Here is a 19,459-nt window from a genome sequence, read left to right on the forward strand (position 1 = left end):
TGTGGGGTTGTGCCTGGTAGGAGCAAGAGGTTAAGTTTGTTAAAGGACTTTTAATGATGGGGTGTCCTTCTTCCTTATGAACAAGCTGCTTTCCCCCCAGCGCTGGTTGATGGCTCTTGTGCTGGGCTTTTGTCTCTGGCAGGGCTTTAGCCTAGATCCTGCTCACGCCGCCTTGGCCTCTGCCCTTACCTACGACCGCTTCTTGCGCTATGTCGAGGAGGGGCGCGTTACCGATGTGCGCCTTCTAGACAACAACCTGGTGGCAGAAGTTACGGCTATTGATCCCCAGACGCAGCACTCCACCCGCTATCGGGTCAACCTACTGCCTACTACTGTGCCGCAACTGGTAGACCGCCTTACTGAGAAGGGGATCGAGGTGACGGTGGTGCCTAGCCGCGATGGCAGCGCCTTCTGGGCCATTCTAGGCAACCTGGTGATTCCCCTGATGCTTCTAGGGGGCCTGTTCTTACTCCTGCGCCGGGCAGGTGGGGGAGTGGGTGGCCCTGGGCAGGCCATCAACTTTGGCAAGTCGCGGGCACGCTTCCAAATGGAAGCCAAAACTGGCGTTACGTTCGACGACGTAGCCGGGATCGATGAGGCCAAAGAGGAGCTGCAGGAGGTGGTCACCTTCCTGAAGAAGCCGGAGCGCTTCACGGCCGTGGGGGCAAAGATCCCCAAAGGCGTGTTGTTGGTGGGGCCCCCGGGGACGGGGAAGACCCTCTTGGCCAAGGCGATTGCCGGCGAGGCAGGAGTGCCCTTTTTCAGCCTTTCCGGCTCCGAGTTTGTGGAGATGTTCGTCGGCGTGGGGGCCTCGCGGGTGCGAGATCTCTTCAGGAAAGCCAAGGAAAACGCCCCCTGCATCGTTTTCATTGACGAGATCGACGCCGTGGGTCGGCAGCGGGGAGCTGGCATTGGTGGCGGCAACGACGAGCGCGAGCAAACCCTTAACCAGTTGCTGACGGAAATGGATGGGTTTGAGGGCAACTCGGGTGTCATCGTTATTGCCGCAACCAACCGTCCGGATGTGCTGGATGCGGCTCTCCTGCGGCCTGGACGCTTCGACCGCCAGATCACCGTGGATCGACCCAGCTTTAAGGGCCGCTACGAGATCTTGCGCGTGCATGCCCGCAACAAGAAGCTGGCGGAAGAGGTCAGCCTCGAAGCTATTGCCCGCCGTACCCCTGGTTTTGCCGGCGCTGATCTGGCCAACCTGCTCAACGAGGCGGCCATCCTGGCGGCCCGTCGCCAGCATAAGGCCATCACCAACCAGGACATCGACGACGCCTTCGACCGCATCACCATCGGCCTGACCAAGCCGCCGCTGTTGGACGGGAAGAGCAAGCGCCTGATTGCTTACCACGAGTGCGGCCACGCCCTGTTGATGACCCTCTTGCCCCATGCGGATCCGTTGAACAAGGTGACCATCATCCCTCGTTCTGGGGGTGCCGGCGGTTTTGCCCAGCAACTGCCCAACGAGGAGCAGATTGACTCCGGCATGTACAGCCGCGCCTGGCTGTTGGATCGGGTGGTGGTCGGTTTTGGCGGTCGGGCAGCGGAGGAGATTGTCTTTGGCTACTCGGAAGTGACGACGGGGGCCAGCAACGACCTGCAGCAAAACACCAACCTGGTGCGGCAAATGGTGACCCGCTTTGGGATGTCCGAGTTGGGGCCGCTGATGTGGGATCCACCCAACAACGAAGTCTTTTTGGGCGGCGGCTGGATGAACCGCGTCGAGTACTCCGAAGATGTGGCGGCTAAGATCGATCGGCAGGTGCGGCAAATCCTGGAAAGCTGCTACCAGAAAGCCAAGCAGATCCTGCTCGAGCACCGCGCCCTGCTGGATCGTCTGGCCGACACCTTGGTGGAGCGGGAAACCCTGGATGGAGACGAGTTTCGGGCCATTGTGGCAGAGTACGTTCCCATTCCCGAGAAGATTGGCTTGCCCAGCCCAAAGACAGCCTAGGGATCCCCTCTGACTGCCGAATGGACTAGCTTAAGGGGGTAGTTGTCGGGGTCGTGGCCTGGCAACTGCCCTTTTGAGTCGGGTTCTCTCATGCGCTCTTTTCCGTCTGCTCTGCCAGCTCATCTTTACCGCTGCCTCAGCTGTGGTCAGGAAGGGCTGAGCCTACCGCCAGCGCGGGAGCCAGGATTTGCTGTGGATCGGGTTTACTGTCCTCGCTGTGGCCAGGTTTACCCCATCCTCCCTTCCGGGGCAGTGGATTTTCTAGCCACCTCGCCAGCGCTGTCCCTCACTCCAGCCCAAGCCATTGCCCATCTGCCCGGCTTTGCCTGGGGCTACGACCGCCTCTGGCGGCCCTGGGCCCTGTCGCTGTTGTCGGGGGAAAGCTTTGGCAGCGAGCGAGAAGGCCAATTGCTGGCCGAGCTGGTGGGAGAGGCAGATCCGGTCTTGGACCTAGGCACGGCAGGAGGGTACTGGAGCCGCCTCCTCCTAGCCAGGGATCCGCAGCGGACGGTGATTGGTCTGGACAATGCGGCGGGGGTGCTGGCAGAGGCAGCCCAACAAGCCCAGCCCCAATGGCAGCACTACAGCCTGGTGCGGGCGCGGGCGGAGCAGCTTCCCCTGGCCTCTGGAGCCTTTGGGGCAGTAATTAGCGGCGCCACCTTAAACGAGGTGCCGTTGGATCCCTGTCTGGAGGAAGTGGCTCGCATCTTGCGTCCCGGAGGCGTCCTGGTGTCCATGCACAGTCAGCAGGTTCAGGGGTGGGGGCAGGTGGTGCAGCGCTGGCTGGAGACGACAGGACTCCGCTTTTTCTCTGCCGATGAGCTGCGCCAGCACCTGGAAGCAGCAGGGCTGCAGCTGGAGCGCTATCTCAGTTTTGGCTGGGTGGCTTTTGTGCAGGCGGTGCGCCGCTAAGGGATCCACTCCAGGCCAACTCCAAAGCTGGATTCCCGCGCTAGGGTGGAGTGGCGCAGGCTGTAGCGGGCAGCAAGACGAAAGGAAGGGCTGATAGCGTAGGCAGCTGTAAGCTCCGCCAGGGTGACCTGGACTTCTCCTGGGTCCTGAGGGGTCAGCCAGGTGTAGCTGGCGGTTAAGTCGGCAGCTTGGAGAGCTAGGGACAAGACAACAAAGGCCCCATAGCTCACACCCCTGAGGCGGCGGTTCTCTTGTTCCAATTCCAAGGCGCGGTAGCCCAGTTGGGGGGCTAGATTGAAGCGGGATCCCATAGGGGCAAGAAAGTAGCGCACCTCTAAGCCGTACTGGCGGACTACTGGGTTCTCAGAAGATTGGCGATAGTCGCCGCTGAGGGTGAGGCGATCCCCCAAGCGCAAGTCCTGCAAGGCAATTCGCCACGCAGAAGCCGACTCAAAACCCGCCTGCAAACGGGTGGGCAAAGCGGGAGTATTGCGGATTTCTTCCAGGAGATTGGGCGGGCCTTGCAGCCAGCGGCGCAACACGGGGCTATCGATTTGGCCCTCCAGCCCCAAAGTATCTCCCTGGGCGGTTGAGGTCAAATTGGCCCAGGCTGGCCACCGGGGCATCAGTCCAGCTCCAAGGAGCAACACACCCAAGCAAAGCCCTCTGCCCACTTCCCCCCTCCCTGCCAGCCCCACCTGGCCGAAAACTATTTGTTTCGGCTGTTGGCCATGATCCGCAGCCGCTGCGACAGGTTTTGCAGTTGCCGCTCAAGTTGCAAATCTTCCCGCTGCAACTGACTAATTTTTTCACAGCTATAGAGAACGGTGGTGTGATCTTTTCCACCAAAGTAGTCGCCAATTTTGGGCAAGCTGAGACGGGTATGTTGGCGCATCAAAAACATGGCGATTTGACGTGCATGACTGACGTCCCGCCTGCGGGAAGATCCCAATAAGCTCTCTCGGTCGATGCCAAATTCCTCACAGACTACATCAACAATCATATCGGGAGTAATTTCCTTGGGTTCGCTGGGAGGGTTGAGGATGGGCCGAATCGTCTCTACACTCATCGGCAAGCCAGAAATGGAGACGTAGGCAACGGCCCGGATGAGGGCACCCTCCAGCTCGCGGATGTTGCTGGTGTAGGTGGTGGCAATATATTCGATGACCTCCAGCGGCAAGCTCATCCCCTCATACTCAGCTTTTTTCTTGAGGATGGCCATACGGGTCTCGATGTCGGGCGGCTGAATTTCTGCAATCAAGCCCATTGAAAACCGAGAACAGAGCCGCTCCTGCAGCCGCGGGATTAGATGAGGGGAGCGGTCGGCGGCCAGCACAATCTGCTTGCCCGATTCATGGAGGGTATTAAAGGTGTGAAAAAACTCCTCCTGGGTGTACTCTTTGCCCTCAATAAATTGGATGTCGTCCACCAACAAAATATCCACATCTCGGTACTGCTCCCGAAAAGACTGCATACTGTCTCGCCGGATGGCGTCGATGAGATCGTTGGTAAAGCGCTCGGTGGACACGTAGAAGACCTTAGCCCGGGGATTGGCCTCTAGCTGGTAGTGGCCGATTGCCTGCATCAGGTGAGTTTTGCCTAGCCCTACGCCACCGCAGAGAAACAGAGGGTTGTAGGCCCGCCCCGGCTTGTCAGCCACGGCCAGGGCTGCAGCATGGGCCATGCGGTTGTTGGGGCCGACCACAAACTGCGAGAAGGAATACTTGGGGTTGAGCTCTGGTGCCCGCATAGGTAAGCTGCTGCCCCCCTCCAGCCCCCGAGGAACAGAATCCGGGAAACTGCCAGCGCAGTAGGAGCTTGGCCTCTCAACTGTCGAAGGAGGCTCTTCCGCAGCCAAGGCTTGGGGAGCAACGGAAAACTCTACCTGCAAAGGGATCCCTGCTACCCGCTGCACCACCTCGGTGATGGTAGAGGCATAGTGCTTCTGCAGCCAGCCTCGTGCCCATTCGCTGGGAGTGGAGATGGTGAGGCGGTTGCCCACTAACGACTCAGGCCGTGCTGTTTTGATCCAAGCCTCAAAGGTTGGCCGGCTGAGCTGCACTTGTAGATGGCCCAGAGCCTGATCCCAGAGCTGATCTAGGGAGATATCCACGCCACACACCCAGAGCGACACACCACAAACCCCGAGAGCTAAGCAGTGCCTCCACTCTCGGGATTCCCAATTTAACTGCTTGGCGTGGGGCCTCCAATCTACCCATTTTCCGATAGGTTTGCTAGCATGGCTTCTCAGTGACTGTCTTTAGGTGAACTGGATTGCCCCCTCGCCAGCCGCGGTGGGCTGTGTTGAAGTTGGGAGTTAGTTTCTCACCATGCCTCAGCGTACCCTTCGTGGCACCAATCGCAGACGCATTCGTGTTTCTGGGTTTCGAGCCAGAATGCGCACCCCAGGTGGGCGGCGAGTCTTGAAGCGGCGGCGGGCCAAGGGGCGTTATCGCCTGGCTGCTTGCTGAGGCACCCAACTCCCCTGCTAGAGGCACAAGCAAGTGTTAACTTGGGGTGGGATCTGGGAGCCGCCACTATGCTACCTGCTCCTTATCGCTTGCGGGATCGGCGGGCATTTCAGGCACTTTACCAGGCAGGTCAGCGGCGTTCCACGGCGGGCTTGACCCTGCTGTTTCAGCCAATGCCGGCAGGAGGTGAAGGGATCCCTAGCCAGGTGGGGCTGGCGGTTAGCAAAAAGGTAGACAAGTCGGCGGTACGGCGAAATCGGCTGCGACGTCGCTTACGGGAGGCCATACGGCTTCTCTGTCCCCAGCTAAAGCCCGGCTATCAGCTGCTGTTTATCCCCAAGCCCAATTTGCTTACCTACAAGTGGCCGGAGCTGCAAGCAGAGGTGCGCTACCTTCTCCTGAAGGCCGATTTACTCGCTAGCCCAGAGGCGAATTCCTAGGGGCTTGGGTGGGCAGGCTGGGCTACCCATGCTAGCCTGAGGTCATCCTTTGCTTGCTATCGAGGAAGTCGGGCCACACCAGCGCTAATTCCCGGCTCGATGCTACACTCTGAGGGTTGCCAAAAGCGGTGGGCAATGGGCAGAAACAGGCCCTGGTTATCGCCGTACAGTTCTACTCGTTTGGGCACTTCTGCAAAAAACTTCGCTTCAAGTGTAGATTCCAGAAACTTGGCAGGGCAAACCATTTCCAGGAGACTTTGGGGAAAATGCAAGCTCTTCTATTGCAAAGTTGCCGACCGGGCCTGAGGAAAGTCTCATCAGCATTGTCGATAGCACCAACGCTACTACTTTTGGGCGGCAATGTCTTTTCTCCAACAGCGCAATTCCTGGACAAGGGTGGATCCAAGGCAGAAGCTCCTACAGCTTCCCTTCAAGTTTTGTCGGCTTTGCCAGCTGCCACAGCGAGAACTTGGGTCGCGCAAACCTTGCCAAACCCCGGCAGCTCTGGTGATCGCACTGCCATAAGGCAAGCTGTGCTCACCGACCCATTGATCAACGAGTATCTCCGACAAGCAGCAGCTCGATCTCCCGGTGTGCCGGTTCATCCTCTGGAAACCGGAGCAATCGCCATTGCCGAAAACTATGCTCTGGTTGAAGTCTCTGCCGGAGTTGGCGACCTTCCGGTAATTGATGGCTGCTATTTGCTTAAAAAACACAGTGGTCAGTGGGTAGTGGTGGCTCAGGCGGGCTGGGAGCCAGGGCTAAGCATTAATCAAAGTTGGCTCTCGACAGTGCTAGATGTGCCCAAAGATGTTGTCAGTCGGCTAATTGATACACTTCGCAGTGCCGGCAAGGAGGTTGAGATCGACGACACCTTGTACACAGATGTCCCCCTGCCCTGCATTACTCAGATAGAGGATCCCAATCCGCCGACTAATGTACGATCGACACCCGCTGTAGCCGCAGGCAATGTTATCGGTCAACTGCCCAATGGAACCGAAGTGCGGGTCATGGAAGTACTCAACGGCTGGCTCAAGATTCGGCAGCCATTGGTGGTCTGGGTATCGATGGGTCTGACACGGGTATCCTGTGGCAACTCCCTGGCAGAAGTGGAAAAGAATCTAGAAGCTCTGCATTCTCTGGAGGGGGAATTGGCCAGAGAGGCCGCCGATACCCTGGTGCGATACCTCTATCGGGGTGCAGAGGGATCCCTTGCCGAAGCAGCGCTGGCCCACTTCAACAAGCTTGCCATCAACCGGTTTTATGCTCTGAAAATGGTGCTTGACAGGCACACTGAAGAGGTGCGTCGTCAGGTATTGCAGCAAGCCATCGCAGCAGGGATCCATCCTCAAGCCCGGACACACTTCGAGCAGGAAATTGCCCAGAGCAAGACTCTCTCCCCTACTCTCAAGACCTGGAAAACGTTGAATCAGAGCCAAACCAGACTGAGACTTTATAAACTAGAGCCAGGGCTCCCAATTGCTTCCTATTGCCCTTCAGCAGGGGGTTATTCTGGAATCCAGTTTTGCATGGGAATGTCCAGTTCATGCCATGACGGCCTTGACGCTCAATCTCAGCCCCTTGATGACTCTGACGCGAGAGGATTTCATCCGGCTATGTGCGGCCAATCCTGAGCTAAAGCTAGAGCGCACTGCCCGAGGAGAGCTGGTGATCATGTCCCCCACTGGCGGTGAAGTTGGCCACTGGAATGCAGAGATCACCACAGAGCTAACCCTCTGGAATCGCCAATCAGGCCGAGGCAAAACCTTTGATTCTTCCACGGGGTTTTCTCTGCCTTCAGGCAGCGACCGCTCTCCTGACCTGGCCTGGATCCCGCTGGAAAAGTGGGAGGCTCTGGATCCCCAGACCCGCCGGGGATTCTTGCCCCTGTGTCCTGACTTTGTGGTGGAGATCCTCTCGCCCACCGATTCTTGGGTTCAAGCCCAGGCCAAGATGCAGGAGTACTTGGACAACGGCTGTCGCTTGGGGTGGCTTTTGGATCCCAAGGCCAAGCGGGTGATGATCTACCGGGCAGGACAGGCGCCGGAGCTAGTGGAAGACCCAGAAACCTTGTCGGGAGAAGACGTGCTCCCCGGCTTCACCCTGCCCATCCGCAAAATTTGGTCTGCCGAGAGCTAAGGGATCCGCAAAAGGGGAAACAACTGGTAGTGTCTTAATGGCTTAAAAAACAAGCATTTGGCCCTGCCGACAGGGTGGAGCAGATTGCCCAGGGTTTATCCTATTCACAGCATCTGCAAACAAGGGCAGGCCACCATGAAGGGGTTTACGCGGGCAATTCGGGTGTGGGGCACGGTCGTGGCGCTCAGCGGAGCCCTTCCTGGCAAAGTGATGGGACAGCCAGGCTTGCCGCCGGTGCCGGTCGTCCCCTCTGTTGAGGAGCCGAGAGTCGATCCAGTTCCTCCGTCCCCAGAGGTGTCCCCTGCTTCCAGGATCCCGGCCGCTTCCCCGCCAATGGGCCAGGATCTGCGCTACCTGGTGAAGTTGTTCATCAACGAGTCTTGGCAAGCGGGCAAGCAAGCTGCTGCGGTCAACTACAACGACCTCTACAGCCGCCTGTTGACCCGCACCTACAGGGATCCCCGCCCGCCTATCGAAGTCGAGTACGAGCTGATTCGAGAGATCCTGCGCGAATACGGGGATCCCGCCGATCGCTTCTGGGATCCGCAAAGCTTTAGGGACCTGCTCAGCCGTCCTCGCCCACCTCTCCAGGCACGTCAGATTGGCCCGCGCCAGGTTTACTTAGCGGTGCCGGAGCTCACCCCTGCCACTGCCCAGCAGATCCGCCAAGCCCTCTACACTCAGGATTACAGCCAGGGCATTGTCCTCGACCTGCGCGGGTCGGTGGGCTATGACCCGCAAGTGATAGCGGATGTGGCGCGCCTATTTTTGCCTCGCTCCGTGCAACCGCTGCTGGTTACTGAAGACCGCTTTGGTCAGTCCACCCGCTGGAACAGCGAAAACCTGCCGCTAGCTGCCGGGATCCCCTTGGTCGTTCTTGTCGACGGCAACACCCGCCAGGGGGCCACCCTCCTGGCAGCTCAGTTGGGAGCTAGCGGCAACACCGTTATTGTGGGACAGACCGCCCAAGGCAGCGAGCGCCAGACCCGCTTCTTTGCCCTTCCTTCCGGCGCAGCGGTGGAGCTGGCCGTGGCCACCTGGAAGACCGGCGATGGACGCTCCTTAGCCCAGGGCTTGGTGCCCCTGCAAAAGGTAGAGGGAGATGAGGACGCTTGGCTAAAGGCCGCTCTAGAGGCCCTGGCCCTACCCCCCCGCCAGCCCAGCCCCCCGCCCCGCCCCACCGTCCTGGTTCAAGAGGGCCGCGTCGGTCGCTTTGTCCTGGGCATGGATACCCGCAACGTCGACACCCACCTTTTGGGCAACGTGGATCTCATCCCCGCCGAGTCACGGGCCAACGTCTTTCAGCCCAACAGCGACCTGAAGATCTTCTACTTGCAGGACTACATCCTCTTTGCCTACCGCCGTCCGGGCGTCCTCAATAGCTTTTTTGCCGACCGCATCTACACCACCCACCCCGAAGCCATGACTGGCGAAGGGATCCGCATCGGCTCCACCTACTCGGAAGTCATTGCCACCTACGGCGGCCCCGGGGAAAATGGCTACAACGAGGTCGTGCCCTATCCCAAAGGGAGCCGGGAATACCTGCGCGACGACCGCTACTATGTCAACTACGACGCCCTCGGCCTGTCTTTTGCCTTTGCGGTGGGCTCTAACCGGGTTACCGCCATTGGCCTGTTCAAGCCGGGGAGTTGAGAGAGCAAAAAGTTAATCGATTGTTAACCTTTTTGTCAAAGGCCCTCAACACCAGCCGGAGCAATGGGGTAAATTAGTGCAGCGGCCCCGGAAGAGGGGTTTTTGTGCTGTTTACATTACCGACTGGGGGAGAAGCCTTTGGCAAACGTTGTAGTTGTTGGTGCCCAGTGGGGCGACGAGGGAAAAGGGAAAATTACCGACCTCCTCAGTGAAAAAGCTCATGTAGTCGTCCGCTACCAAGGCGGCGTCAACGCCGGTCACACCGTGGTGGTGGGGGGCCAGACCTTTAAGTTGCACCTCATTCCCTCTGGCATTCTCTATCCCGATAAGCGCTGTGTCATCGCCAGCGGCACAGTGATCGATCCCGAAGTCTTGCTGGCCGAGATCGACCAGCTGCACCAATTGGGGATCTCCACCCACAACCTCTACATTGCCGAAACGGCCCACGTAACCTTGCCCTACCACCGCCTCATCGACGTGGCCGAAGAAGAGCGGCGCGGCATCTACAAGCTGGGCACCACCGGGCGAGGCATTGGCCCCACCTATGCCGACAAGGCCGAGCGCATGGGCATCCGCGTCGTGGACTTGATGTACCCCGACCAACTGCGGGAGCGCCTCAGTTGGGCCATTCCCTACAAGAATGTTTTGCTGGAGAAGATCTACAACCTGCCCCCCTTAGATCCCGAGCCGATTATCGAGCAATACCTGGCCTATGCCGAGCGGCTGCGCCCCTATGTTACCGACGCCGCCCTGCTTCTCACCCAAGCCATCGAGGAGCGGCAGAACATCCTCTTTGAAGGGGCGCAGGGTACGCTGCTGGACATTGACTATGGCACCTACCCCTACGTCACCTCCTCCCATCCCATTGCCGGCGGCGCCTGCGTGGGGGCTGGAGTTGGCCCCACCAGCATCGACCGGGTGATCGGGGTAGCCAAGGCTTACACCACCCGCGTCGGCGAAGGCCCCTTCCCCACCGAACTGAAAGACGAGATTGGCGCCTATTTGCAATCTGCCGGCGGCGAAGTCGGCACCACTACCGGGCGGCAGCGGCGCTGTGGGTGGTTTGATGGCGTCATCGGGCGCTACGCTGTGCGCATCAACGGCCTCGACTGCCTGGCCATCACCAAGCTGGATGTCCTGGATGCTCTGGACGAAATCAAGGTGTGTGTGGCCTACGAGTACCAGGGCCGTGAGATCCACCACTTTCCCAGTGACGCTCGGGTCTTTGCCCAGTGCAAACCCATCTACAAAACCCTGCCCGGCTGGAGGTGCTCCACCAAAGGCTGCCGCTCCGTTGAGGACTTGCCCCCCGAAGCCTACGACTACCTGAAGTTTTTGGCCCAGTTGATGCAGGTGCCGATTGCCATTGTCTCGCTGGGGGCCAGCCGCGACGAGACCATCATTGTCGAGGATCCCATCCACGGCCCTAAGCGCGCCCTGCTCTACCCCAACGGCAGCAAGCAGGTTCACGCCCTCATGCCGGACTGAGGCTCGGCGGCTAGTCCCCTGGGGAGCACTGCTTTGGCAAAGCCAGCCCCAGCTTGGGCCGCCCCGAGGGGTCGAGGGAACCCTTGGAGTTGCCGCTACTGCCCCACCAGGATCCGCTAAGCTCAAAGGTAGAGATTGCTTGCCCTGTCTTCCGGTCTTCCCATGGCTGCTCCCACCTACTCCATCATCACCTTTGGCTGTCAAATGAACCGGGCTGACAGCGAGCGCATGGCCGGGATCCTGGAGTCGCTGGGGTATGTGCGCGCCGAAGACGCGCTGCAGGCGGACTTGGTTCTCTTTAATACTTGCACCATCCGCGACAACGCTGAGCAAAAGGTGTATTCCTACCTAGGCATCCAGGCGCAGCGCAAGCGGAAAAACCCCGCTATCAAGCTCATCGTGGCCGGCTGCGTGGCCCAGCAGGAGGGAGAGCGGCTGCTGCGCCGCGTCCCCGAGCTCGATCTAGTCATGGGCCCTCAGTACGTCAACCGCCTTGGGGATCTGCTGGCCCAGGTGGAGGCCGGCAACCAAGTGGTGGCCACTGAGCCCGTCGAGATCCCAGAAGACATCACCAAACCCCGCCGCGACAGCCGGGTAACAGCCTGGATTAACGTTATCTACGGCTGCAACGAGCGCTGCACCTACTGCATTGTGCCGCTGGTGCGGGGACGGGAGCAATCGCGCCAACCCCAGGCCATCCGCGCCGAGATGGAGGACGTAGCCCGAGCTGGCTACCGCGAGGTAACCCTACTGGGGCAAAACATCGACGCCTACGGGCGGGATCTGGATCCCAAGACCAACTTGGCCAGCTTGCTGCGCTTTGTCCACTCAGTGGAAGGGATCGAGCGGATCCGCTTTGCCACCAGCCACCCGCGCTACTTCACGGAAGAGCTCATTGCCACCTGTGCCGAGCTGCCTAAGGTGTGCGAGCACTTCCACATTCCCTTCCAGGCCGGCAGCGACGAAGTCCTCAGGCGGATGCGGCGCGGCTATACCCAGGAGCGCTACCGCCAGCTCATCCAGCTCATCCGCCAGTACATACCTGAAGCCACCATTAGCGCCGATGCCATCGTTGGCTTCCCCGGCGAAACAGAGGCCCAGTTCCAGGAAACCCTGCAACTGGTGAAGGATATCGGCTTCGATTTCCTCAATACCGCTGCCTACTCCCCCCGCCCTGGCACGCCAGCAGCCGAGTGGCCCGACCAAGTGCCGGAAGAGGAAAAAAGCGATCGCCTGCAACGACTCAACCGCCTGGTAGCCGAGGTGGCTGCCGCCCGCAGCGCTCGCCTGCTGGGCCAGGTGCAGGAGGTGCTGGTGGAGGGCCCCAACCCCAAAAATCCTCGCCAAGCTATGGGACGTACCCGCGGCAACCGCATCGTTTTCTTCGACGGCGATCCTGAACAACTGCTGGGATCCCTGGTGCCAGTGCGCATCACCGCCACGCGGGCCTTTTCCCTCAGCGGCGAGATTGCCAAGCCTGGGGAAGAGAAACCCCAAGCCGCAGAACTTGGGGCTTGCGCCTAAGCCCACGACGAGGATTGAACTCGTGACCTCCCCCTTACCAAGGGGGTGCTCTGCCACTGAGCTACGTGGGCGGCATGGTGGGCCGAGTTGGATTCGAACCAACGTAGGCGTAAGCCAGCGGATTTACAGTCCGCCCCCTTTAACCACTCGGGCATCGACCCATAGACGCTGGTCCTCCATGGTAGCAGAAAAAAGAGACTAATGCCCAGGAGCAATCTCTGCCCAGGGGGGTAGAGGGGATCTCCCCGAGGCCAAACTGGAGAGAAAACTTGGTAGGGTGGAAGACAGTCTTTTAGCTGGCAACTATGGTTTCAACCCTCGGCACGCCCCCTTCTGTGGTTTCTCCCAACCAGTCGCTGCAGCCGTTAACCAGCCGCGTCAACAGCCAGGGCCACCTGGAAATTGGCGGCTGTGACGTGGTGGAGCTCGTGCGCCAGTTTGGCTCCCCCCTCTACATCCTGGACGAATGGACCCTGCGGCAGGCCTGCCGTCTCTATCGCGACAGCTGGGCCCGCTGCTACGCCGGCAGCTATCGGGTGTTGTATGCCACCAAAGCCTGGAGCTGCCTGGCCATCTGCGCCTTGGCGCTGCAAGAAGGGCTAGGTCTGGACGTGGCCTCTGGCGGCGAGCTGTACACCGCCCTGCAAGCAGGGGCCAAGGGGGAAGATCTCTACCTGCACGGCAACGCCAAGTCGGCAGAGGAGCTAGCCATGGCCCTTGAGGTAGGCTGCACTCTGGTGGCAGATAGCCTCCACGAGCTGCAGCAGCTGGCCGCTCTGGCCACCCCTGACCGGCCGGCCCGTCTGTTGGTGCGGGTTAACCCTGGTATTGACGTCCACACCCACGAGTACATCCGCACCGGCCAAACCGACAGCAAATTCGGCATTGGCCAATGGCAACTGCCGGAGGTGTTTGATTTTCTGGCAGCCCATCCCCAACTGCACTGCGTCGGGCTCCACGCCCACATTGGGTCTCAGATTTTTGACCTGCAAGGACACCGGGATCTGGCAGGCGTGCTGGCCCGCATTTGGCAGCAAGGGCTAGACAGAGGTCTGCCCCTTCAGGAGCTCAATGTGGGCGGCGGCCTGGGGATCCGCTACGTCGAGTCCGACGATCCCCCATCCATCTCCGAGTGGGTGGAAGCGGTGGCCACGGCAGTGCAGCAGAGTTTCACCGCCGCCGGGATCCCACTGCCCAAGGTGCTCTGCGAGCCTGGGCGCTCTGTGGTTGGGCCAGCGGCGGTAACCGCCTATACCTTGGGGGGCAAGAAGTGGATCCCGCCCAGCGACGACCTTCCCGAAGGCCGCCTCTACGTCACCATCGACGGCGGCATGTCCGACAACCCTCGGCCTATCACCTACGGGGCCCGCTACACCGCCCTCTTGGCCAACCGCCCCGAGGCCGAGGCCACCCAGCGGGTGACAGTGGCCGGCAAACACTGCGAGTCGGGAGATGTGCTCTTGAAAGATGTGCTTTTGCCCAACCCAGCGCCCGGCGAAGTCCTAGTTGTGTTGGCCACTGGGGCCTACAACTACAGCATGGCCTCCAACTACAACCGCTTTCCTCGGCCAGCAGCGGTGCTGGTTAACCAAGGGAAGGCCCAGTTAATCCTGCGGCGGGAAACTTATGCCGATTTAATCCGTCTGGATATCCTACCAGAGCAGTTACGGCGCTAGGGGGCTGCCCCAACCTGCCAAGGGGGATCTAGGCCGCTGGTCTCAACAGGGAAGAGCTGGAGGCCAGGGAGGAGAGCAATGGTAGGCTGGTCAGGGAACCAAAGTCCAGCAAGATTCTCACTGCAGGACAGCGCAGGCAGAAGGTCTGGAGCACGAGGGGAGCGTGAACGGGGTTTTTCGGCATGCGGGCGGCCTTATGGGCTTGGCTACAGCAATTTAACCCTCTCAGCCTCTTGGACGGGGCTCTGGCTGTCCTGCTCTTGGCTTTGGCCCTCTATTCCACCCGCAAGAGCCGGGCTGGTGTCCTACTGCGGGGATTTACGGTACTGTTGGTACTTTACCTGGCCTCAGCCTCGCTGCCGCTGGTGCACCTCATCTTGGATCGCCTGCTCCTGGCTGCAGCCGTGGCCATGGGGGTGCTCTTTCAGCCGGAGCTTCGGCAGCTCTTGGAGCAGTTGGCAAAGACCATTCCCCTGGAGTGGTCAGATTCGCCAGACGAGGAGGAGGAAGATTCTGAGGAGGGCTTGGTGGAGGAGGTGGTGCAAGCGGTGCGGGAGCTCTCCCAAAGTCGAACGGGGGCTCTGATTGTGATTGAGCCGGATCAGCCCATTGACTCGCGGGTGTTTACGGACAAGGGGGTCTCCCTTCAGGCACGAGTATCGCGGGAACTCTTGCAGACGATTTTTCAGACCTCGACCTTGCTCCACGACGGGGCAGTTCTTATCCATCGGGATCGCATTCGGGCAGCAGGGGTAATCCTGCCAGTCTCAGAGCGGCCTGCTGGGAGGCACCTGGGCACACGACACCGCGCCGCCATGGGGATTACCGAGCAAGCCAATTGCTTGTGTATCGTGGTTTCAGAGGAAACTGGCTCCATTTCTCTAGCAGAGGGTGGACGCATCGAGCGCCCCCTGACCAGTGCCAGGTTACAGGAGCTGCTGCTGGAGCGGCTGCGCCATTCCCGCCAAGCCAAAAAACGAGAGGCTCCTCTGGGGAAACTGGGAATCCACCCTTGGGTTTGTAACGGACTGTTGGGCTGGGGGAGATCCCTGATTGAACTGGCAAAACGCTTTCGCAAACCTAAGAAAACGCTTCCCAAAGGATAACCTCCATGACCCTTTCTCCTGCTCATCTTCTGCAGTTGCCTGCCGATCTCGATCCGCAGTTGTTACCCCGCCACGTGGCCGTGGTGATGGATGGCAACGGGCGGTGGGCGCAAAAGCGAGGGCTTCCTCGCAGCGTCGGCCATCAGCGGGGGGTAGCGGCCTTGAAGGAGCTGGTTCGCTGCTGCCACGACTGGGGGATCCCCCTTCTGACCGTCTACGCCTTCTCCACCGAGAACTGGGGCCGCGCCCGCGAAGAGGTGGATTTTCTCATGACCTTGTTCGAGCAGGTGCTGTGGCAAGAGCTCGAGGAAATGATGGAGCAAGGGGTGCGCATCCAGTTTGCTGGCCAGCTATCAGCCCTGCCCCCCTCTTTGCAGGAGGCCATTGGGCAGGCAGTGGAGTGTACCCAGCACAACGAGAGCCTTTGCTTGACGGTGGCTCTCAACTACGGAGGAAGGCAAGAGATTCTGGAGGCTTGCCGCTCCATTGCCACCCTGGTTCAGCAGGGACTGCTGCAGCCGGATCAGATCGACGAGGCCCTTTTCTCCCAGTTTCTCTACACCAACGGCCTCTCGGATCCTGACTTGTTAATCCGCACCAGTGGCGAGATGCGCCTCAGTAACTTCTTGCTCTGGCAGATGGCCTACACTGAGCAGTACTTCACCCCCATCCTTTGGCCAGATTTTGACCGCGCTGCTTTTCACCAGGCTCTGCTCAGCTACCAGTCGCGCCAGCGACGATTTGGCAAATGAGAAAACCCCCACTTCTGGAAAAAGGTGAGGGATGAGAGCTCCTTTAGGCGGCACTAGCGCAAAAAGCTGGTTACCAGCCACATCAACCCAAACGTCATCCCCACTAACAGGATGCCAGGAGCATCGCCGCCAGTAAGGGGCAAAGCAAGGGCATAGGCCAACGCCAGCCCCAGGATCAAGGCTGCCAGCGCTAGGAGGAAAGAGCGAAGGAAGCGGCGTTCCTTGCGGTACAGGAAATAGGTAGAGGTCATCAGCCCCAGCGCTAGTTGTAGGGAGGGATACTCTTCAGGGGAGAGGACAACCCAACCCAACAACCCTCCCAAAATCGCTGCCGGCCAAAGGACAGCGGCTACCGAAGGAGTGTCCAGCCAGCGACTCTTCTGGACGGGGCGGGGTAAATTCAACGCTGGCTCGGGAGGAGCAGGACGCTGTTCAGCGTAGCGAATGCGATCCGGGACAGGGATCTTGCCCTCTTTGCGCAGGCGCAGGCGCTGCATCAGAATGGCGTCGTAGGCTTGTTCCACCCGCTCTTGCTGCTCTTCATCGGCAGCCAAGCTGGCCAGAAGCCGTGCCCGCGCCGACTGGATCTCCTCAAAAGAGGCTTCTTCACTGACCCCCAGCACTTGATAGGGACTCATCTCAGCCATGGCGACCAGTCTTGTAACTCTCTATCACCTTAACCTAGCCGCCAATTCAGGAAGGGGTTGGGGAGCTGGCTCGGAAACAGAAAGGAGCACCGCCCGCAGCGATTGGGCCACTTGCTCAACTGCTGCTTGAGTGGTGGCTCTGCCAAGGCTAAGGCGGATAGATCCTAGGGCCTCGGCTTCGGAATAGCCCATGGCTAGGAGAATGCGGCTAGGGATCTGTTGGCCGCTGCTGCAGGCAGAGCCAGCACTGATAGCGATCCCCTGGCGGCTCATCTCCCGCACCAGCACGTTCCCCGAAATCGCGGTAGTGCAGTAACTGAGGTGGTGGGGCAGTCGTTGCTCCAGCTCCGCAGGGCCAGTTAGCCGCAAACTGGGCACGGCAGCTAGTAACCGAGCTAAGTGCCGTTGCAGCTGTCGCAGGCGGGCCGTCTCCTGCTGCAGCTCTTGGGCTGCCAAGGCCGCCGCCACCCCTAGACCGACAATGGCAGGGATCCCTTGGGTGCCAGGCCGCAGCCGCCGTTCTTGCCCGCCCCCCCCTAGCAGCGGCTGCAGCTCTACCCCTGGCCGGACATAGAGCGCTCCCACCCCTTGAGGGCCGTAGAGCTTGTGCCCAGAAAGGGAGAGCAGATCCACCGGCAGCTGCGCCAGATCCAAGGGGATCCGCCCCACCGTCTGCACCGCGTCGGTGTGGAACAGGACCCCCGCTTGGCGGCAGATCTGCCCCAGCTCGGCAATGGGCTGCAGGGATCCCACCTCGTTCTGACCATGGACAACGGAGACCAAAACGGTGTTGGGCTGGAGTGCCTGGAGCAACGCTTGGGGATCCACCTGGCCGGCAGCATTTACCGGCAGGCGGGTCACCTGCCAGCCCTGGGCCTGCAAGCGGCGGGCGGCATTCTCCACCGAGGCATGCTCAACGCTGGAGATGATTAGGTGCTGCGGCTGGGAGTAGCGCTGCGCCACCCCAAATAAGGCCAAGTTGTTAGACTCCGTCCCGCCGGAAGTAAACACCAATGCCTCCGGCTCACAGTTGAGCAGCCCAGCCACCTGCTGCCGCGCCCGTTCCATGGCCATGGCAGCCCGTTCTCCCCACCCGTGCAAGCTGGAGGGGTTGCCCCAACTTTCCTGCATCGCCAGCCGCATGGCCTCGATCACCTCCGGACGCGGCGGGGTAGTGGCGCTGTGATCGAAGTACAGGGCGGGATCCAGATTGGGCATGGGCAGCTCAGCTTCTAGGATTTGCTGTCCCCATCTTAGTGTTGGCAGCAGCTTACTGGGGCTTTGTCCTCCCTCGCGACGGCTAGGTTACTTTTTCCTGAAAAGGCTAGGGGGTTGGCGGTGCAGAACCACCGATTCCACCAGGCCAATGGCCAGAAAGTTGGCTAGCAAAGCCGAGCGGCCATAGCTCAAAAAAGGCAAAGGCAACCCCGTAATGGGAGCTAGGCCAACGGTCATGCCGATGTTGATCACTGCTTGAAAGAGGATCATCGCTAGCACCCCAATGGCGATCAGAGACCCGAAGTTGTCCTTAGCTCCTTGGGCAATCCAAATTAGCCGTGCACACAGAATCCAAAGCAGGATCAACACCGTCAAGGTGCCGACAAAGCCCATCTCTTCCCCGATGGCGGAGAAAATGAAGTCGGTGTGTTGCTCGGGGATGAAGTCCAGTTGGGTTTGGGTGCCCTGGTGGAGGCCGCGGCCCCAGAGCCCGCCAGCGCCAATGGCAATGCGAGACTGGATGAGGTGGTAGCCAGATCCCCAGGGCTCTTGGGTGGGGTCGAGGAAGATCTCCAGCCGCCGCCGCTGGTAGGGCTTGAGGAGGTTCCAGGCCACCTGGCCTAGCTGCCCCGAGAGCAGGTTAATGACACCAAAGGTCACTGCCCCTGTCCACCGCCAAGGCAGCTTCCAAGCGGCTAGGCTTGCCATGCCCAGACACCAGAGTAACCAAACCCAGATCATCCAACTCAGCTCGGGGCGGGTGTGCAGGCCGTAGAGAATGGCTCCCACCCCTGGCGACACCAGCAAGAGGATCCAACTGCCCTTGGCTCCAGCCCAGTAGAGCATGGCTAGCAAGATAGCCACAAACACCAGGGCCGTACCCAAATTGGGCTGAAGAAAGATCAAAATCCAAGGAGGGGCGACGACGGCAACAGCTACCCAAATCTGGCTGAAGTACCTGATTGGCCAGTGATGCAAAATGGCCGCCAGGGTAATAATAACCCCCACCTTGGCAAACTCGGACGGTTGCACCTGAACGCCGGCAATGGAGATCCACCGCTCGGCTCCCCCTGCTGCTGTGCCGAAAAAAAGCACCGCAATCAAGCCCGCCAAGCTTAGGAAGTAGGTCAACCAGTGCCAGCGCAACAACCGCTCATAGGGGATCCGGGCCACCATCCCCAAGAGCACCAGGCCGATGCCAGCCATGATCAACTGCTGCAGCCAGTAATGGCTGACGGGGCGCCCCCAAACCGCGCTGCGGATGGCAATGATGCCGATGCCCGTCAAGGTCAGCACCGTAGCTAGCAAAATGCCGTCAAACTCCTGCCAAGGCGACAAGATTTGCTGCAGGCGCTGTTTCCAGCTTGCCCGGGGGGGCACTTTCGGCTCAGCGCTGTGCAGGAAGCGGGTCATACCTAGGGAGCAACGCCGGCACCAGTTTAGTTGTCCCCACCAGGCAGCAGCAAGTAA

Annotated in this window: 17 protein-coding genes and 2 tRNA genes; 12 read left to right on the forward strand and 7 right to left on the reverse strand. The window is 60.1% G+C overall.

Features of this window, described 5'->3' with window-relative positions; genetic code table 11:
* The first annotated feature begins 76 nt into the window (after positions 1-76).
* A complete protein-coding gene (gene ftsH / locus NW806_RS06710; RefSeq protein WP_414410494.1) occupies positions 77-1,963 on the forward strand; it encodes an ATP-dependent zinc metalloprotease FtsH in 1,887 nt (628 codons plus the stop codon).
* Between the two features lie 90 nt (positions 1,964-2,053).
* Positions 2,054-2,875 (forward strand): class I SAM-dependent methyltransferase, encoded by an 822-nt coding sequence (locus tag NW806_RS06715; protein WP_414410495.1) that lies wholly within the window; start codon positions 2,054-2,056, stop codon positions 2,873-2,875.
* Here NW806_RS06715 and NW806_RS06720 read toward each other — a convergent pair.
* Complete coding sequence (locus NW806_RS06720; protein WP_414410496.1) at positions 2,872-3,501, reverse strand: hypothetical protein; 630 nt, start codon at positions 3,499-3,501, stop codon at positions 2,872-2,874. The two genes, NW806_RS06715 and NW806_RS06720, sit on opposite strands and share 4 nt — an antisense overlap.
* A gap of 83 nt (positions 3,502-3,584) precedes the next feature.
* On the reverse strand, positions 3,585-4,988 hold the full coding sequence (dnaA, locus tag NW806_RS06725) for a chromosomal replication initiator protein DnaA (protein ID WP_414410519.1): 1,404 nt from the start codon (positions 4,986-4,988) through the stop codon (positions 3,585-3,587).
* 217 nt (positions 4,989-5,205) lie between these two features.
* On the opposite strand from dnaA, the gene rpmH reads away from it, so the two are divergent.
* The 7 genes from rpmH to miaB all read left to right on the forward strand — a co-directional run bounded on the left by rpmH (position 5,206) and on the right by miaB (position 12,590).
* Entirely contained in the window at positions 5,206-5,346 is a 141-nt protein-coding gene (rpmH, locus tag NW806_RS06730; RefSeq protein ID WP_414393711.1) for a 50S ribosomal protein L34, read from the forward strand.
* 68 nt (positions 5,347-5,414) lie between these two features.
* Positions 5,415-5,786, forward strand: coding sequence for a ribonuclease P protein component (gene rnpA, locus NW806_RS06735; RefSeq protein WP_414410497.1), 372 nt, complete (start codon positions 5,415-5,417; stop codon positions 5,784-5,786).
* Positions 5,787-5,902: 116 nt separating this feature from the next.
* Complete coding sequence (locus tag NW806_RS06740; RefSeq protein ID WP_414410498.1) at positions 5,903-7,420, forward strand: SH3 domain-containing protein; 1,518 nt, start codon at positions 5,903-5,905, stop codon at positions 7,418-7,420.
* Positions 7,338-7,925, forward strand: coding sequence for a Uma2 family endonuclease (locus NW806_RS06745; protein ID WP_414401362.1), 588 nt, complete (start codon positions 7,338-7,340; stop codon positions 7,923-7,925). Before NW806_RS06740 ends, NW806_RS06745 begins: the two co-directional genes overlap by 83 nt.
* A gap of 135 nt (positions 7,926-8,060) precedes the next feature.
* A complete protein-coding gene (locus NW806_RS06750) occupies positions 8,061-9,578 on the forward strand; it encodes a S41 family peptidase (RefSeq protein ID WP_414410499.1) in 1,518 nt (505 codons plus the stop codon).
* A 138-nt stretch (positions 9,579-9,716) separates the two neighbouring features.
* A complete protein-coding gene (locus tag NW806_RS06755; RefSeq protein WP_414393723.1) occupies positions 9,717-11,066 on the forward strand; it encodes an adenylosuccinate synthase in 1,350 nt (449 codons plus the stop codon).
* Positions 11,067-11,228: 162 nt separating this feature from the next.
* Positions 11,229-12,590 (forward strand): tRNA (N6-isopentenyl adenosine(37)-C2)-methylthiotransferase MiaB, encoded by a 1,362-nt coding sequence (gene miaB, locus NW806_RS06760; RefSeq protein ID WP_414393726.1) that lies wholly within the window; start codon positions 11,229-11,231, stop codon positions 12,588-12,590.
* Here miaB and NW806_RS06765 read toward each other — a convergent pair.
* A tRNA-Thr gene (locus NW806_RS06765) sits at positions 12,590-12,661 on the reverse strand. The two genes, miaB and NW806_RS06765, sit on opposite strands and share 1 nt — an antisense overlap.
* Before the next feature lie 4 nt (positions 12,662-12,665).
* A tRNA-Tyr gene (locus tag NW806_RS06770) sits at positions 12,666-12,751 on the reverse strand.
* Positions 12,752-12,895: 144 nt separating this feature from the next.
* Here NW806_RS06770 and lysA point away from each other — a divergent pair.
* The 3 genes from lysA (at position 12,896) to NW806_RS06785 (ending at position 16,124) form a co-directional block, all read left to right on the forward strand.
* The gene (gene lysA, locus NW806_RS06775; RefSeq protein ID WP_414393729.1) at positions 12,896-14,266 is read left to right on the forward strand and encodes a diaminopimelate decarboxylase; all 1,371 of its coding nucleotides are present in this window, start codon (positions 12,896-12,898) and stop codon (positions 14,264-14,266) included.
* A 182-nt stretch (positions 14,267-14,448) separates the two neighbouring features.
* Entirely contained in the window at positions 14,449-15,372 is a 924-nt protein-coding gene (gene cdaA / locus NW806_RS06780; protein WP_414393732.1) for a diadenylate cyclase CdaA, read from the forward strand.
* Between the two features lie 5 nt (positions 15,373-15,377).
* A complete protein-coding gene (locus NW806_RS06785; protein ID WP_414410500.1) occupies positions 15,378-16,124 on the forward strand; it encodes an isoprenyl transferase in 747 nt (248 codons plus the stop codon).
* Between the two features lie 53 nt (positions 16,125-16,177).
* On the opposite strand, the gene NW806_RS06790 is transcribed toward NW806_RS06785, so the two are convergent.
* The 3 genes from NW806_RS06790 to rodA form a co-directional block, all read right to left on the reverse strand.
* A complete protein-coding gene (locus tag NW806_RS06790; RefSeq protein ID WP_414405324.1) occupies positions 16,178-16,762 on the reverse strand; it encodes a CPP1-like family protein in 585 nt (194 codons plus the stop codon).
* Positions 16,763-16,795: 33 nt separating this feature from the next.
* Positions 16,796-17,989 (reverse strand): cysteine desulfurase family protein, encoded by a 1,194-nt coding sequence (locus tag NW806_RS06795; protein WP_414410501.1) that lies wholly within the window; start codon positions 17,987-17,989, stop codon positions 16,796-16,798.
* An 87-nt stretch (positions 17,990-18,076) separates the two neighbouring features.
* Positions 18,077-19,402 (reverse strand): rod shape-determining protein RodA, encoded by a 1,326-nt coding sequence (rodA, locus tag NW806_RS06800; RefSeq protein WP_414410502.1) that lies wholly within the window; start codon positions 19,400-19,402, stop codon positions 18,077-18,079.
* Positions 19,403-19,459 lie beyond the last annotated feature (57 nt).

The sequence above is a fragment of the Synechococcus sp. W65.1 genome, from assembly GCF_047461615.1.
GTDB lineage: Bacteria > Cyanobacteriota > Cyanobacteriia > Thermostichales > Thermostichaceae > Thermostichus.